The following is a 15787-nucleotide window of genomic DNA, read 5'->3' on the forward strand; positions in this document are numbered from 1 at the left end:
TCGAGCGCTCGGAGCTCACCTCCGGCTCGTCCTGGCACGCGGCGGGCGGCTTCCACACGCTGAACGGCGACCCCAACGTCGCCAAGCTGCAGGCCTATACGGTGCAGCTCTACAAGGAGATCGAGGAGATATCCGGCCAGTCCTGCTCGCTGCATTTGACCGGCGGCGTGATGATGGCCGACACGCCCGAGCGCATGGACTTCCTGCGCCTTGCCCATGCCAAGGGCCGCTATCTCGGCATGGACACCGAGCTGATCACCCCCTCCGAGGCCAAGGCGATGTTCCCGCTGATGGACGAGACCAATTTCGTCGGCGCCATGTGGGACCCGGTCGAAGGCCATCTCGACCCGTCCGGCACCACCATCGCCTACTCCAAGGCGGCGAAAAAACTCGGCGCCGAGATCGTGCTGCGCAACCGCGTCGTGGAACTGACACAGGAGGTCGACGGCACCTGGAACGTCGTCACCGAACAAGGCACGGTGAAGGCCGAGCATGTCGTCAATTGCGGCGGCCTGTGGGCGCGCGAGATCGGCCGCATGGTCGGCGTCGAACTGCCGGTGCTGGCCATGGAGCACATGTATCTGCTGACCGAGCCGATGCCGGAGGTCGAGGAATTCAACAAGTCGACGGGCCGCGAGATGATCGGCGTGCTCGACTTCAAGGGCGAGATCTACACCCGCCAGGAGCGCAACGGCATCCTGCTCGGCACCTATGAAAAAGCCTGCAAGCCGTGGTCGCCGGTCAACACGCCGTGGGATTTCGGCCATGAATTGCTGCCGCCGGACCTCGATCGCATCGCGCCGTCGCTGGAAATCGGCTTCAAGCATTTCCCCGGCATCGAGAAAGCCGGCATCAAGCAGATCATCAACGGCCCCTTCACCTTCGCGCTCGACGGCAACCCGCTGGTCGGCCCGGTGCAGGGCCTGACCAATTTCTGGTGCGCCTGCGCCGTCATGGCCGGCTTCAGCCAGGGCGGCGGCGTCGGCCTCGCACTGTCGAACTGGATGGTGCATGGCGATCCCGGCTTCGACGTCTGGGGCATGGATGTCACCCGCTTCGGCGAATGGGCCGGCCTGCGCTACACCAACGCCAAGGTGCGCGAAAACTATTCGCGCCGCTTCTCCATCCGCTTCCCCAATGAGGAACTCCCGGCAGCACGCCCGGCGCAGACGACACCGCTCTACGACACGATGCTGGCCAACAATGCCGTCATGGGCGACAGCTGGGGACTTGAGACGCCGCTCTGGTTCGCACCTGAAGGCAAGGAACCCAGGGATATCGTCTCCTTCCACCGCTCCAACGATTTTGGGCCGATCGGCGAGGAAGTGCGCGCCACGCGTGAGCGTGTCGGTGTCACCGAGATCGCCAATTTTGCCAAATACGAAGTCTCGGGACCCGCAGCCGAGGATTTCCTCAACCGGCTGATGACCAACCGCATGCCGAAGACCCGCCGCATCGTGCTGACGCCGATGCTCAACGAATTCGGCAAGCTGATTGGCGACTTCACCATCGCCAAGGCGGCAGAAGACCGCTTCATGATCTGGGGTTCCTCGGCGGCGCAGAAATACCACATGCGCTGGTTCGAGAAGCATCTACCGAAGGACGGAACGGTGCGCATCCACCGCTTCGACCAGACGCTGGTCGGCCTGTCGATCGCAGGGCCGAAGTCACGTGACTTGCTGCAGAAATTGGTCGATGTCGATGTCTCGACAAAAGCCTTCCGCTTCATGGATTTCCGCGAGATGGCGGTTGGCGGGGCGCCTTGCATGGTCAACCGCATCACCTACACCGGCGACCTCGGCTATGAAATCTGGATGGCACCGGCCTACGAGCGCCTGGTTTACAAAGCGATCAAGGACGCAGGCGAGGAATTCGGCCTTGTCGATTTCGGCATGCGCGCGCTGCTCTCCATGCGCCTCGAAAAGAATTTTCCGACCTGGTTCCGCGAGTTGCGGCCGATCTATGGACCGTTCGAAGGCGCGATGGACCGCTTCATCAAGCTCGAGAAGAACGACTTCATCGGCCGCGAGGCCGCTGCCAAGGAACAGGCCGAGGGGCCAAAGCTGCGCCGCGTCTCCTTCATCGTCGATGCCACCGACGCCGATGTCATGGGCGATGAGCCGATCTGGGCCAAGGTCAGCAAGGACTATGGCACGGTTGAAAAGCCGCATGGTTATGGCGCGCCCCGCTTCGACGAGGGCGGCAAGGAAATACGTGGCTCCAAGGCTACCGAAGGCGCTTCCGCCGTGCGGGGTATCGTCGACGGTGACTGGCGCGTGGTCGGCTGGGTCACGTCAGGCGGCTATGCGCATTATGTGCAGAAGTCGATGGCGCAGGGCTACGTCCCCGCAGCGCTTGCCGAGGACGAAAGTGCCGGGCTGTTCGAGATCGAGATCCTCGGTCACCGGCGCCCGGCCCGCATCAATGTCGAAGCGCCCTTCGATCCGAGCGGCGAGAAGATGCGGACCTGAGTTTCGACCATGGACAACGCGGGGCCGAAGGGCAGCTTTGGCCGGCATCGCAAGATCATGCCGTTCGAAGCCGACTCGATCGAAGCCTTGCGCGACGCCTCCCGCCAGAAGGCGGCTTCGCTCAACCAGCATGTGCTGGGCTACGGTGCGCAGGCCGAGGCTGAATGGGCCGCGGCGGGCATTGCCGCGCCCGATCTGGCGGCGATGCGCCAATACCGGCTGGAGCGCATCCGCGCCGAGCTGAGGCGCCGCGGCTATGCCGGCGCCGTGCTCTACGATCCCGTCAACATCCGCTACGCCACCGACTCGACCAACATGCAGCTGTGGGTGGCGCACAACCCGACGCGGCATTGCTTTGTCGCCGCGGAGGGGCCGGTGGTGCTGTTCGACTATTTCTCCTGCGAGCATTTGTCCGATCATTCCGGCGTCGTCGACGAAGTGCGACCGGCAGTGTCGTGGATGTATCTCTATGGCGGTGAGTTGACCGAGCAAAAGGTCCGCCGCTGGGCCGCAGGAATAGCCGATCTGGTGAAAGAGCATGGCGGCGGCAACAGCCGCATCGCCGTCGACCATATCAATCCGGAAGGCGTCGAGGAGCTGGCTCGCCTCGGCATTTCCATCGGCAATGGCGAAGCGTTGATGGAGAACGCGCGGCTGATCAAATCACCCGACGAGATCCTCGCCATGCGCCGCGCGATCGTCGCCTGCGAGGCGGCGATGGGCGAGATGGAACAAGCGCTGAAGCCGGGGACTTCCGAAAACGAATTGTGGGCGGAACTGCACCGCGGCAACATCGCGCGCGGCGGCGAATGGATCGAGACGCGACTGCTGACGTCAGGCCCGCGCACCAATCCGTGGTTCCAGGAATGCTCGTCGCGCAAGATCGAGGCTGGCGATCTCGTCGCCTTCGACACCGACCTGATCGGCCCCTACGGCTTCTGCGCCGACCTGTCGCGCACATGGCTGTGCGGCGATGGAAAGCCGACCAGCCAACAGCGCGACCTGTTCCGCATCGCTGCCGACCAGATCGGGCACAACACGGCACTGATGCAGCCAGGCATCTCGTTTCGCGACCTCGTCGAACGCTCGGCGGTGCCGCCCGGCGACTGCTTCCCGACGCGCTACGGCGTGCTCTATCACGGCGTCGGTCTGGCCGATGAATACCCGACCTTGCCGCATGCCAGCGACTGGACATCGGACACTCCGGACGGCGTGCTGGAACCGGGCATGGTGCTGTGCGTGGAAAGCTATATCGGCAGGCTTGGCGGGCGCGAAGGCGTCAAGATCGAGGAACAGATACTGATCACCGAGACGGGCAACGAACAGCTCTCAACCTACCCGTTGGATAAGAGACTGCTCGGCTAGCCCGGCAATGGCCTCGCGCAACGCCCCAACCGTCTTTTCCGGTGTCCCTGCGGCGGTGATGTAGGGCAGGCCTTTGCGCCGTCCGGTCCAGCCAACGACCGCCACCCTTTTCGCCGCCGGCTCGAAACGCTGCGCCAGTGCCCAGCTCTTGCAGTCGATGGCCGCTATATCGGCCTTGCCCTCTGCAATTGCGACGATCGAGGAACGGTGCCCACCGCTTTCGCTGCGCGAGGCAAAGAGGTCAAGGCTCTCGCCCATCGCCTCCAGGTCGCGCGTCAAACCGAGGAACCCCGACATCGAATCGAGGCTGTTGAAGGTGAAGCGCTTGCCGCGGATCCGATCTAGTGGGATCAGCGGGCTGCCGTCATTGGGCGAGGCAACCGACGGCGCGCCATCCGCCAGCATGACGATGGCGCTGGAATAGAGCTCGCCCTGCCCGCCTTCGTAGGCGTCGTAGCTTGGCTGGGCAACCACCTGCACATGCCTGGACAGGCCGAGTTCCATCGGCCCCCAGCAGGTCTGCGCGAACAGCAGCGCCGGGTGCAGCCACAGTCTGTGAAAATCGAGTTCGTCCGGCGGCAATGTCACTGGGTCGGGTGCGATCAATGCACCGGCAGCATCACGAATACCGCCCGGCACCGGCGGCAGGTCTCCATTGCGCCGCACGATGGTTTGCGGTGCGTCGATACCCTTTTGCCGAAACACGTCGCGCAACAGCATCCATTGCGCGTCGACCTCGCCGCGCATTTCGGGCCAGTCATACATCGGCAACGCCGCAATTGATTTCATCAGATTTTCTTTCTAAATCAACAGATTAACGTGTCAGTCCGGTTCAGCCAAATTCCCGCTATTGCACGGTTTTTCATTTATAGTACAACATGTCGTACCGACCTTGGGGGAATGTTGTACGGATGGCTAGCATCATAGAGCGGAAACGGAAGGACGGCTCGCCGTCGTTCATGGCCCAGATCGTCATCAAGCGCGACGGCAGGACAGTCCACCGTGAAAACAAGACGTTCTCCAAGCGGCGAGAGGCAGCGGCGTGGGGAGCCTTCCGCGAGGGCGAGCTTGCGAAGCCAGGCGTCGTTGAGGACATCAAGAAAGAAGACCCGACCCTTGGCGAGGCCATAGGGCGGTACGAGCGGGAGGCCAAGCGGCTTGGTCGCACCAAAGCAGCGGTCTTAAAAAGCCTGAAGGAATACTCCATCGCGTCTATGCGGTGCTCCGAAATTCGATCCGACCATATAGTGTCGCTTGTCCGCGAACTTGCGGAAACTCGACAACCTTCGACCGTTTCCGGGTACCTGACATTCCTCTCTGGCGTCTTCAAGATCGCACGGCCAGCATGGGGCTACCCGCTAGACGAGAAGGCCATGGCGGACGCCAGCACGGTTGCGTCTAAACTTGAGATGACTGGCCGTTCCAATCAACGCGATCGGCGCCCGACCGTTGGCGAGATGAATCGCATTATGGATTTCTTCGCCGCCCGCACCGAGCGCAGTCTTCCCATGGAACGCATCGCGGCGTTCGCTCTGTTCAGCGCGCGCCGTGAGGGAGAGATAGTCCGCATCCGATGGGATGACTTGGACGAAGCGCACTCACGCATCTTGGTTCGTGACGCTAAGGATCCACGCGGTTCATCAGGAAATCATATTTGGACGGAGCTGACGCCAGAAGCTCTGGCGATCATCAAGGCCACGCCAAAGACGGGCGAACTGATCTTCCCGTTCAAAGGCGACACCATCAATTTTGCTTGGCGCAACGCCTGCAATTTGCTCGACATCAAGGATTTGAAGTTCCACGATTTGAGGCACGAAGGCGTGTCGCGGCTGTTCGAACTTGGTCGGACCATTCCACAGGTGGCCTCAGTGTCGGGGCACCGCTCTTGGCAAAACCTGCAGCGATACACCCATATTCGCGAGACAGGCGACAAGTGGGCAAACTGGAAATGGCTGGAGATCGTCACACCGCAGGCGGAAAGCGCCTGACTAACATTGACATGCAAGGCGAAAACGCCTATACACGACGTCCGCTTCTGCACTCTACAAGCCTATTTTAGCAGGAGCGTCAACATCCTACCATCGGGAGGATAGATGTCAACTGGGAAAATGAGCACCGCCGCGGCTGCCGCGTATATTCGAAAATCGACCTCATGGCTGAACAAGAGCAGAATGTCGGGAACTGGTCCCGTCTACTTTAAAGCAGGCGCAGGCGTCAGCTACGCCCTGTCCGACCTAGACGAGTGGTTGGCAGGATGCAGACGTACCGCAGTGTACGACCATGCCAACGACAATCAACGAGCCATGAGGATAACAGCATGACCGATTTGGACGACGCCCTTGAGCACCTGAAGGAACTCCGTCGCACATTCGTGGAGAAGTACGCCGACCGTGCTGGCGACGACGAAACGCTAGGCAGGATTGCTCTAATCCAGACGAGCATTACCGCCGTTGAAGCAGTGATGGCCGAGCCAAAGCCGGTAAAGACCGGACCGAAAATTGAGTTCGGCGAAGACGGCTACCCCAAGTAGACCCCCTACCCGCGCCTCGGCCTCAATCTCCTCGTCACCCACCGCAAGGGCGCCGAGGCGCGGGCATTACTGCCTACGGGCAGCCACCCTGTTGAACAGGAACATCAACCTTGAAAGTTCTTTCGGTAAGACCTGCACCCAATGGTGCGGGCAGCGCAGTCGCGCACGTCGATATCGAATTCAATCAAGACATCAAGTTCTTCGGCCTTCGCGTCTCGAGGCGCACGGGAGGCGGCTATTCGGTTTTCGCACCGAACGGCCAGGGAGGTGCTGGCCGGGTTGTGACATTCTCCCCGGAATTGGTCAGAGACATAGCAAGCGCCGCCCTGGCCGCAATCGAGGGCGTTGTTCATGACCAGCGCTAAGGGGAAGCCGAGATACATCCCTGTCCCCGGCGACAACACCACGCGATGGTTGTTCTTGGGCGCACTGTCCACGGACAGGCGCCGCCGCCTGACCCACATGATGGTGTGTTGGCATATTCTCGAGGCCTGGTGGGATAAGTTTGGGAACTGCCGTGCAGGGGTCACTTTCCTGCAAAACGGCACAGGCCTAACCCGCGGTGCCATCGCCACGGCCACCTCTGAGTTGGTGGAATGGGGATATTTCACCCGCCGTATGGGGGAGGGAAAACGGCCTACGGAATACTTCCCTAAATGGTCTATCGTCCTACAGCCATCGGACGTTAACCCTAGCGTCCTACAGCTACGGGACCCATGGGTCCTACCGTCACAGGACGCTAAATTCGGTAGCGTCCTACAGCCATCGGACCAAACACACTTACTAAGCCCGCTTACAGCGGGGCTTACGTATAGTGTGAATGATAATACCCATGGCGCGGCTTTGCCGCCGCTTTCGGCTGGCCTTGCGGCCACCGACGCGGAAACGCCACGGGACCCTGAAAATGGATTCGAACAATTCTGGAAAGCATTTCCTCGGAAGCATTACAGGACAGCAGCCGAAGCGGCCTGGGGGAAGATTGCCCCTGACGCAGAGTTGCTTGAAACTATAATCGGCGCCGCGGAAGCTCTAGCCAATCACTATGCCGCCAATCCAATCGAAAAGAAGTGGATGCGAACCGCTCCGAAGTGGCTTGCCGGAAAGGGTTGGACCGAAGACTTGCCGTCCGTCTACGCGGACCCGAGGGATGCTGCTATCGCGAAGGCCAAGGACCGTCCGAAGAAAGACAAGCCTGCCAGTGTCGCACAGGTCGAAGCTGACAACGATAACAAAGACAACCTCGACGCGCCTGGCGAATGGATAGGCGATGTCGGGGTCTTCTCTCCGTTCGGCAGATTCGGCGCGGAAATCGCTGGAAGCAAGGTCCATTGGCGGGACGAACACAACGAACAGGTAGTCCTCACGCTGCGGCTCAATCCGTCAGGAGGCATCGCTAGTGGTGTCGAGGTGGAACATACGTTTCTATCGCAATCGGCTGACGAGCAAAAGCAGAAGCGCGGCCAAGCGTTCCTAAATCGCATCGCCTTCTGTCTTGGCATCGAGCACGACTTGGAGGACACCGACGTTTTTCATGGCCGCACTCTCTCATGCTACATCAGCAACCGCGGCGAGATATCGTACATGCCAACAATGCAGATAGCAGCATGAGCCTGCCTTCGCTCCACGAAATAGCCGATCGCCTCGCGCGGTTGGCACCTTCGCATCGGGACCCGGATTGGTTCCATGAGGAAAAGAGCGAGCTGGTCGACTTGTTGCGTCGGTTGGCTGCGAACTACAACGCCAAGCGCGCTAAATCGTCAATTTATTAGGCCACAACAGTATCACATATTATGCCAAATTGGCGCTTTCTGGCATTCCCATGGTGTATATAGGCAGAGGGACGGTAAAATCGTGGCCAGTTCTGACGTATGTACATGAGGGTAAGTCCCTTTTGTGATCTCATGACCTTATGAGTATAAGGGGGTGCGTCCCTTTCTGCAGAGTTGTTCGGAGTATGGTGAGGCCAGTACGGACTCAAACAGCCAGAATGTTGGGAAGGGTACGGAGAGCATCTTTGGTTATAACCATTTCCGGCTCCCGCGCCTTATAGGTGGGAAGCTTGGTGCGCACCAAAAGCCGGAAACTCGACAGTAGGTAGGAAGGCTAACTCCCACCTCCCCCCCAAGCCGCCTCTGAGCGGCTTTTTATTTGCCCACACAATCTTTCAATCGATAGACAGGAGGCCGTTCATGGCCTGGACTTCGCGCGGCTTCACTGTCGCCGAGGCCGCGCAGCTTGCCGGCCTTCACCGTTCCGCACTCGACGTCATCATCCACCGTGCGCGGCATGTGTCTGTGTTGTGGAGTGAGAAGCGTGCCACCCGCCGTTGGTTTTCGCCGCGTGACATTTGCGTGCTGCGGATCGCTCACGAGTTGGAGCGCTCTGGCCGCTCGTGGCTCATGTCGATCGGTACGGCCTTCGACAACCTCGAGCACCCGCCAACCGCTGACACGCTGCTGGTCGCGCCTGCCGTCATCCGGCGTGGTTGCGGCTTGCCGCGCGTCATCCCAGAGCGGGATGCCAACCGCTTGCCGTTCGATGTTTCAACAATCGTCGTGCCGTTCGGTCGCATCTGCAACGACATCATTGCGCGCTGCGCAGAACTGGAGTCCAGCCGTGTGGCCGTTTGACCGTAAGCAACCGCCTATTGAGCAGAAATCCCTAGCTGCCCCTGACGAGGAGCTGTTGGCCATCCTTGGCGCCACCGTGACCGGTACGGCAGCTGTATCGGCCAGCGTGGCGCTTACCGTGCCGGCAGTGTCCGCCGCGGTGCGCGTGCTGTCCGAAGCAGCAGCGACGCTCGACGTCCGCGTACAGCGGAAGGACGGCGACGCTTGGGTTGACGACGAGGAACATCCAGCATGGTGGCTCCTTCGCGGCGATGCCTGCCCATGGTCTTCAGGCTTCGAAACCATCCGCGACCTTGTTGCCGAGGCGCTGACTCGCGATGCTGGCGGCTTGGCGTGGGTCAACCGCGTCGAGGGCAAGCCTGTCGAGATTATCCACTATCGCGACCATGTCATCTCGGTTGAGTACGCCGATACCGGCGAGCCGACATACCGCCTGTCAGGTAAGGTGGTTCCGGCCAGTGACATCATTCACCTTACGGGACCATTCGCCAAAAGCCCATTGAACATGGCGGCGGAGGCGATCGGCGTTGCTCACAAGATGGAGCAACATGCCGCTAAGCTATTCACCAGCGGCGCTAGGCCCGCTGGTGTGCTCCAGTTTCCCACTGGCGTTAAACTTGGCGACACGGCACTGGCCAAAATCAAGGCCGGCTGGAACGCCGCTTTCGGTGGATCCGGTAACGGCGCCGGCACGGCGATTACGTGGGATGGCGCAGAGTGGAAAGCTTTGGCTTTCTCCAGCGTCGACAGCCAATTCCAAGAGCTTCGGACCTTCCAAGTCCAAGAGGTGGCGCGCGCGTTTCGGGTACCGCCGGGCATGCTTTACGAAATGTCGCGGCAGACATGGTCGAACATGACGCAGGCGACACGCGAGTTCTTGGTGTTCTCGCTAGAGCCGTGGCTGCGGTCACTCGAGGCCGCGCTTACCAGAGCGCTCATCGCGCCAGGCGATCGTAAGACATTCCGTATCTGGTTCGAACGCGATGACCTCACTCGTGCCGACCTTGGCGAACGCGCAACAGCCTACTCGTCCTTGATTACGAGCCGCGTCATCAACCCAAACGAAGCTCGCGAGTGGGAGAGCATGCCGCCTTATCCGGCCGGCAATGAATTCGCCAATCCCAATGTCAGCGGCGTCAAACCCGCCAACGACAACACTCCAGCAAAGGCTGCCGCCTGATGGAACGCCTATTATTCGAAACCAAATTTGTGGCCGATGACACGGGCGCAATCGAGGCGCTTGCCTGGCCGTTCGGCACGCCGGACCGGGTCGGCGACGTCATTGAAAAAGGCGCCTTTGCAGACGCCAAGATGCCGATGCCAATTCTTTTTGGGCACGACATGAATGACCCGTTGGGTGCCTGGACAGAAGCGACAGAAGCCATCGACGGTCTACGCCTAAAGGGCCGGCTACTTGTCGGTGAGGTGCGTCGGGCCGACGAAGTTCGCAGCCTAGTTAAGGCGGGTGCCGTCCGCGGCATCAGTATTGGGTTTGTTACCCGCAAGGCGATTGCTCGCAAGGGCGGCGGTCGAACCATCTCACAACTCGAATTGCTGGAGGCGTCACTCGTGACGATCCCCATGCATCCTGGCGCTCGCGTGACGAGTGCCAAATCCGCCGTGCGCGCGCTCGAAATTGCGGCGGCTATCAACCGGATGGCTGCAGCCATCCGAACCTAAAAGGACCATCCTACATGCGTGATGCAAACAACGCCCTTGTCACCAAGGGTGAAGACGAAAACGTTGACACCATCGTGACCAAGGCACTCGCTGATTTGCAAAAGTCGGTTGATGACCGCCTCAAGGCAGTCGAGACCAAGACGGCTGCGAACGACAACACCAAGCTTGTCGACCGTCTGGCCGCCGTCGAAACCAAGCTCAATCGCCCTACCATTCTCAAGGGTGCCAACGACAACGAGCCGACCGAAGAGCGCAAGGCTTTCGTTAGCTATTTGCGCCGCGGCAAGGAGTCGATGGTCGCCGAAGAGACCAAATCCCTCCGAATTGCGGACGACACGAGCGGTGGCTATTTCGCCACAGCCGAGTTCACTACGGAAGTCATCAAGGGCATTGTAGAGCGTTCGCCTATCCGCCAGGCGGCTCGCGTTGGCAGCACGGCTAGCGGTTCGGTTCTGTTGCCTAAGCGCACCGGCCGTCCGACCGGCTATTGGGTTGGTGAAACCGAGACCCGCACCAGCACAGAGTCGGCTTACGGCCAGCTTGAAGTGCCAATTCACGAAATGGCTTGTTACGTCGACGTTTCGACGCGCCTGCTTGAGGACGCTGCCGTTAACGTCGAGAGCGAAGTTGCTTTTGATCTTGCCGAAGAGTTCGGGCGCCTCGAAGCCGCTGCCTTTATGGACGGCGACGGCGTTAAGAAGCCGCTTGGTGTTATGGCGACGTCTGGCGTTGCATACAGCTTCACCGGCAACGCTTCGACGCTTGGCACTGCACCAGCCGACACGCTCATCGACGCCTTCTATGAGCTTTCCGCTTACTACCGCAACCGAGCGGTTTGGATGATGAACGGATCGACGTTGGCGGCCGTGAGGAAATTGAAAGACGGCAGCACGGGCGCATACCTGTGGGCGCCGGGCCTTAGCGCTTCGACTCCGGAAACGATCCTTGGCCGTCCGGTTATCGAAGACCCAACGATGGATGATGTTGGCGCCGCTGCGGAGCCGATCGTTCTTGGTGACTTCGATTCCGCGTTCCGCATTTATGACAGGCTCAACCTGTCCATCATGCGCGACCCGTACAGCCAGGCCACCTCTGGTTTGGTGCGCTTCCATGCGCGCCGCCGCGTTGGCGCCGGCATGGTTTTGGCCGAAGCACTACGCAAAATCCGCTGCGCGACCTCGTAAAACTACATCGCCTGCGCAATGCAGTTAGGGCGGTCCCAGACCAGTGGCCGCCCATTTCCCTTCAAATCATAGGAGCGCACATGCGCGATCTAGCTCACAACCTTGGGGCTGTTAATGCCCTTTCGCCTGCCGTGCAGGCTGCCACTATCAAGGGCAACGCAATCGACTTGCTAGGCTTCGACAGTGTCATGTTCACTGTCGTTACTGGCGCCATTGCCTCTTCCGGCAACTTCACCATCACAGTGCAGGAATCCGACACTACGACTGACGGCGACTTTACTGACGCTGCGGCTTCGGCCCTGATAGGCTCGAGCCTCGTCAACCCGCTCACTGCGGATGGCGCGTTCAAGATCAGTTATATCGGGTTCAAAAGGTATGCCCGTATCGTGGCAACCAAGAACTCAGGCACGTCGATTGCGGCCGGCGCTGTTGCTATCAAAGGCAGAGCCTACAGCAAGCCCGTAGCCTAACCCCATCCGGCGGGGGACATTTGAGGGCACCGCTACGCACGTAGCTCACGGGCCTGCCCGACAGCGAACTCATGGATGCGGCCCGCCAAGGTCTTCAACGATCCGTTCAATCCATGAAGGTCCAGATACCAGCCGCGCCTCCTTTCCTCATGGGTCACACCATGAGCGTCGGCTAAGGGTCAATTAGCGGGTGGCATGCAGGACGCTGCCATCCGCTTTCAATTCAGGAGCCACCATGCCCAACGTGATATGCGCGTGCGGCTATTCGCTACCGAAAGGCGTCAAGTGCCCATGCCAGCAGCGCAATGCCAAGACTAGGCAAGCAGCCAACGACGCAGCCCGCGGCAGCGCCTCAGAGCGCGGATACACAGCCGAATGGCATCGCGAGTCTAAAGCCTACCTAGCGCTGCTAGGAAGGCCGCTATGCGCCTGTGGCTGCGGCAGGCCAGCCAACATGGTGGATCATATCAAGGCGCCGAAAGGCGACATGGTACTGTTCTGGGATCGCACCAACTGGCAGCCCTATAACCGTGGCTGCAACAGCAGAAAGAACATACGCAGTGAGGGTGGGTTCGGGCGTTAGCGCAACGATCTCGCTATGCTTTCAACCTTTGAGATTGCGTCATCGATACGACGCTTCGCCTTCTGGCCGTCGTCATGTGAAGCAGCGCTTCTAGCTGCTGCCAATTCGCCTGACACTACAGCAGATAGTTCACGCGAAGCACGCTGCATCTTACGCTTGATCTCTTCTAGCTCCATCATCGCCTCCCGTTTGCCGGGCCGACAATGACACGCCCCCACCAGGTCGGCAACTTTTGTCGACTCCTCCCTAACCACTCGCCCCCACACATTTCGCAATAAATCGAAAATAGGAATTTGGACCTATGGCATTAGTCATTGTCACGGCGCCGTCTGTCGAGCCGGTCACGCTTGCGGAGCTTAAGGCGCATGTCCGCGTCGACCATAGCGACGACGACAGCTTGCTCGTGGCAAAGGGCCTGGCGGCACGCCAGTACGTGGAGCGCTTCGTCGGCAAGCCGCTTATTTCGACCACCTATGATCTGGTTCTGGATGCCTTCCAGCGCGGGCCGATGCAGATCCCCAAAGGACCGCTTCAGGCTGTGACGTACGTCAAGTATGTCGACGCAACTTCGGGCTTGGAAACGACGCTCGCAACCGACCAATATGCCGTGGATACCGCAAGCGATCCGGGTTGGATTGCACCGGGTGATGTCGGCTGGCCGGCAACAACACCAACCATCAACGCTATCCGCGTTCGCTTCATTGCTGGTTACGGCGACGCAGCAGAAGACGTCCCGATGCCATTGCGGGAAGCCATCCTTCAGATCGCTGCCCAAGAATACGAATGCCGGGAGGCTTCGTCACACGGTGATAAGGCAGCCGCAATTCCATACGGCGTCGGTGACATCCTGTCAGAGTACCGGGAGTGGTCCTTCTGATGCGTGGACGAAAGGCGACAGTTACGGCGCTCGACGGCGCACTATCGAGGGTGCCGTCACCACCAAAGGATATGCCTGCACGCGCTACTAAAGAATGGCGGAAAGTGCTCGGCGTGCTGGTGGAGCAGCGAAAGATTGCTGATCACGAACTGCCTCTTGTCGACGCCTACTGCCGCGTCGTGGCCCACATCGGCGCCTGCGAGGTAGCGATTGCCGAGCACGGATTAACGATGGTCTCGCCGTCAGGTGAGACCAAGCGCCGACCCGAAACGACACTGCTCAAAGAATATCACGCGACGCTTGCACGCCTCGCGGACGCCCTTGGCTTGGCACCAGCATCAAGGAACAAGAACAAGGGAGGCGCCATTGGAAACGACGACGCCGACGACCTCGGAGACATCTAATGCGTGGTTATTCGACGACAGCTCAATCCCAGACCCGCACGGAAAAGGCGAAGCTGCAGTCCGCTTCGTCCGAGCACTGCGCCATCCAAAATCAAATCTTCAGAACCATGCTTTCCAGTTGGACCGCTGGCAGGAGCGTATCATCCGGCGAGTCTACGGCGACACGAAGCCAGACGGCACCCGCCGCATCAAGACCGTCTTTGCGCTAATCCCGCGCGGCAATCGCAAGACAACGCTTGGAAGCGCTCTCTGTCTCGTAGGCTTGGGACCAGAGCGCATTCCGCGTAGCCAGGTCGTATCGGCGGCCGTCGACCGCGATCAATCCCGTATCGCGCTCGAGGAAATGACCGGCATCATTCGGGCGCATCCTCGCCTTGAAGAAGCGTTTCAGATTCAGGATACAAAGAACCGCATAACGCATCGTAGGAGCGGCGCGTTCTATAGAGCGATGTCGGCTGATGCTGCCACTGCTCACGGCAGGACGCCTGTCTTTGCGCTCGTTGACGAGCTTCATGCCTGGAAGAAACGCGACCTTTGGGACGCCATCAAGACAGGCTTGGTCAAGACGCCAGGTTCGCTGCTTGTGATCACTACCACGGCAGGCATCGGCCGCGAGAACATCGCTTACGACATGTACGCCTATGCGCGGCAAGTGGCATCCGGCGCCATCGAAGACGATGCGTTCCTGCCGATCTTGTTCGAGGCCGACAAGGACGAAGACTGGCGCGACGAGTCAGTGTGGCATCGGGTCAATCCCGGCCTGTCATGCGTGCCGCCGTATCCCGACATTGATGGCATGCGGCAGATGGTGCGGGAAGCCGAACACCGGCCAGCCGATCGCGCCATGTTCCAGCAGTTGCACCTCAACATCTGGCAGGATGGTGCAGCCAATCCTGAGTGGGATCTTGGCATTTGGGATCAATGCGTTAGCGAAGTGGACCTGGAAGCGCTGCGCGGTAAGCGTGCTTGGCTTTCCGCCGACCTTGCCAAGCGTACCGACCTCGCAGCCGTTGCGGCCTGCATAGAACTAGAAGACGGTCGCTATGCGCTGCACGTGCAGTCGTTCGCGCCCGAGGAAGGCATACGAAGGCGAGCCGATAACGACAGTGCACCGTACCAACTATGGGCGGAACAGGGCTACCTCACGGCCTGTCCTGGTGACATCGTCGACCGCGGCATTATCGAAGAGCACATACGCCGCTTGTGCGGTCTTCTGGACGTTCAGGAAGTCGCGTTCGATCAGTATCTAGCTCGTGAAATAATGGAAAATCTGGAGGCGGACGGCATCCCCGTTGCTGCCTTTCCGCAGACACTCGCTAACTACGCTAAGCCAGTCGATGACTTTGAGCAGTTGATGCTTACACGTCACGTTGTGCACGACGGTAACCCGTGTCTCCGGTGGGCAATCGGCAACGTTGTGATGATGGCGGACCAATCGGGCAACCGCAGGCCTAACAAGGCACGCGCGGCCGATCGGATCGACCCGGCTGTTAGTGCCATCATGAGCTGCGGACGCGCTGTGGCGGGCGCCTCTGGCCTCAGCATGTACGAAACCGCCGACGAGTCGGCCTTCCACTTTTAGGCACTAGGACC

15 protein-coding genes are annotated in these 15787 nt (G+C 60.1%); 13 read left to right on the forward strand and 2 right to left on the reverse strand.

The window, feature by feature from the left end:
- On the forward strand, positions 1-2471 hold a 2471-nt coding region (locus EOB59_RS05400; protein WP_245486534.1), incomplete at its 5' end, for an FAD-dependent oxidoreductase.
- Between the two features lie 9 nt (positions 2472-2480).
- A complete protein-coding gene (locus EOB59_RS05405) occupies positions 2481-3836 on the forward strand; it encodes a Xaa-Pro peptidase family protein (RefSeq protein WP_127810208.1) in 1356 nt (451 codons plus the stop codon).
- Here the strand turns inward: EOB59_RS05405 and EOB59_RS05410 are convergent.
- Entirely contained in the window at positions 3801-4628 is an 828-nt protein-coding gene (locus EOB59_RS05410) for a PhnD/SsuA/transferrin family substrate-binding protein (protein ID WP_128287838.1), read from the reverse strand. The two genes, EOB59_RS05405 and EOB59_RS05410, sit on opposite strands and share 36 nt — an antisense overlap.
- A gap of 119 nt (positions 4629-4747) precedes the next feature.
- Between EOB59_RS05410 and EOB59_RS05415 the strand changes: the two genes are divergently transcribed.
- A complete protein-coding gene (locus tag EOB59_RS05415; RefSeq protein WP_128287839.1) occupies positions 4748-5824 on the forward strand; it encodes a site-specific integrase in 1077 nt (358 codons plus the stop codon).
- A 329-nt stretch (positions 5825-6153) separates the two neighbouring features.
- On the forward strand, positions 6154-6366 hold the full coding sequence (locus tag EOB59_RS05425) for a hypothetical protein (RefSeq protein WP_128287840.1): 213 nt from the start codon (positions 6154-6156) through the stop codon (positions 6364-6366).
- A 104-nt stretch (positions 6367-6470) separates the two neighbouring features.
- On the opposite strand, the gene EOB59_RS05430 is transcribed toward EOB59_RS05425, so the two are convergent.
- Positions 6471-6803, reverse strand: a complete 333-nt coding sequence (locus EOB59_RS05430) for a hypothetical protein (protein ID WP_128287841.1) — start codon at positions 6801-6803, stop codon at positions 6471-6473.
- 379 nt (positions 6804-7182) lie between these two features.
- Here EOB59_RS05430 and EOB59_RS05435 point away from each other — a divergent pair, with 379 nt between their 5' ends.
- The 9 genes from EOB59_RS05435 (at position 7183) to EOB59_RS05480 (ending at position 15776) form a co-directional block, all read left to right on the forward strand.
- Positions 7183-7974: a hypothetical protein gene (locus EOB59_RS05435; protein ID WP_128287842.1), complete on the forward strand. Its 792-nt coding sequence runs from the start codon at positions 7183-7185 to the stop codon at positions 7972-7974.
- 581 nt (positions 7975-8555) lie between these two features.
- Positions 8556-8996 (forward strand): hypothetical protein, encoded by a 441-nt coding sequence (locus EOB59_RS05440; RefSeq protein ID WP_128287843.1) that lies wholly within the window; start codon positions 8556-8558, stop codon positions 8994-8996.
- On the forward strand, positions 8983-10176 hold the full coding sequence (locus EOB59_RS05445; RefSeq protein ID WP_245486535.1) for a phage portal protein: 1194 nt from the start codon (positions 8983-8985) through the stop codon (positions 10174-10176). Before EOB59_RS05440 ends, EOB59_RS05445 begins: the two co-directional genes overlap by 14 nt.
- Positions 10176-10676 (forward strand): HK97 family phage prohead protease, encoded by a 501-nt coding sequence (locus EOB59_RS05450; protein ID WP_128287845.1) that lies wholly within the window; start codon positions 10176-10178, stop codon positions 10674-10676. The genes EOB59_RS05445 and EOB59_RS05450 overlap by 1 nt, the downstream gene beginning before the upstream one ends.
- A gap of 14 nt (positions 10677-10690) precedes the next feature.
- Positions 10691-11860 carry a phage major capsid protein gene (locus tag EOB59_RS05455; protein ID WP_128287846.1) on the forward strand — a complete coding sequence of 390 codons (1170 nt, stop codon included), beginning with the start codon at positions 10691-10693 and terminating at the stop codon, positions 11858-11860.
- Between the two features lie 80 nt (positions 11861-11940).
- Positions 11941-12330, forward strand: coding sequence for a hypothetical protein (locus EOB59_RS05460; RefSeq protein ID WP_128287847.1), 390 nt, complete (start codon positions 11941-11943; stop codon positions 12328-12330).
- 884 nt (positions 12331-13214) lie between these two features.
- Complete coding sequence (locus tag EOB59_RS05470; protein WP_128287849.1) at positions 13215-13790, forward strand: head-tail connector protein; 576 nt, start codon at positions 13215-13217, stop codon at positions 13788-13790.
- Positions 13790-14194: a phage terminase small subunit P27 family gene (locus EOB59_RS05475; RefSeq protein ID WP_128287850.1), complete on the forward strand. Its 405-nt coding sequence runs from the start codon at positions 13790-13792 to the stop codon at positions 14192-14194. Before EOB59_RS05470 ends, EOB59_RS05475 begins: the two co-directional genes overlap by 1 nt.
- Positions 14157-15776, forward strand: coding sequence for a terminase TerL endonuclease subunit (locus EOB59_RS05480; protein WP_128287851.1), 1620 nt, complete (start codon positions 14157-14159; stop codon positions 15774-15776). The genes EOB59_RS05475 and EOB59_RS05480 overlap by 38 nt, the downstream gene beginning before the upstream one ends.
- The last annotated feature ends 11 nt before the right edge of the window (positions 15777-15787 follow it).

The organism is Mesorhizobium sp. M7A.F.Ca.MR.176.00.0.0 (genome assembly GCF_004023165.1).
GTDB lineage: Bacteria > Pseudomonadota > Alphaproteobacteria > Rhizobiales > Rhizobiaceae > Mesorhizobium.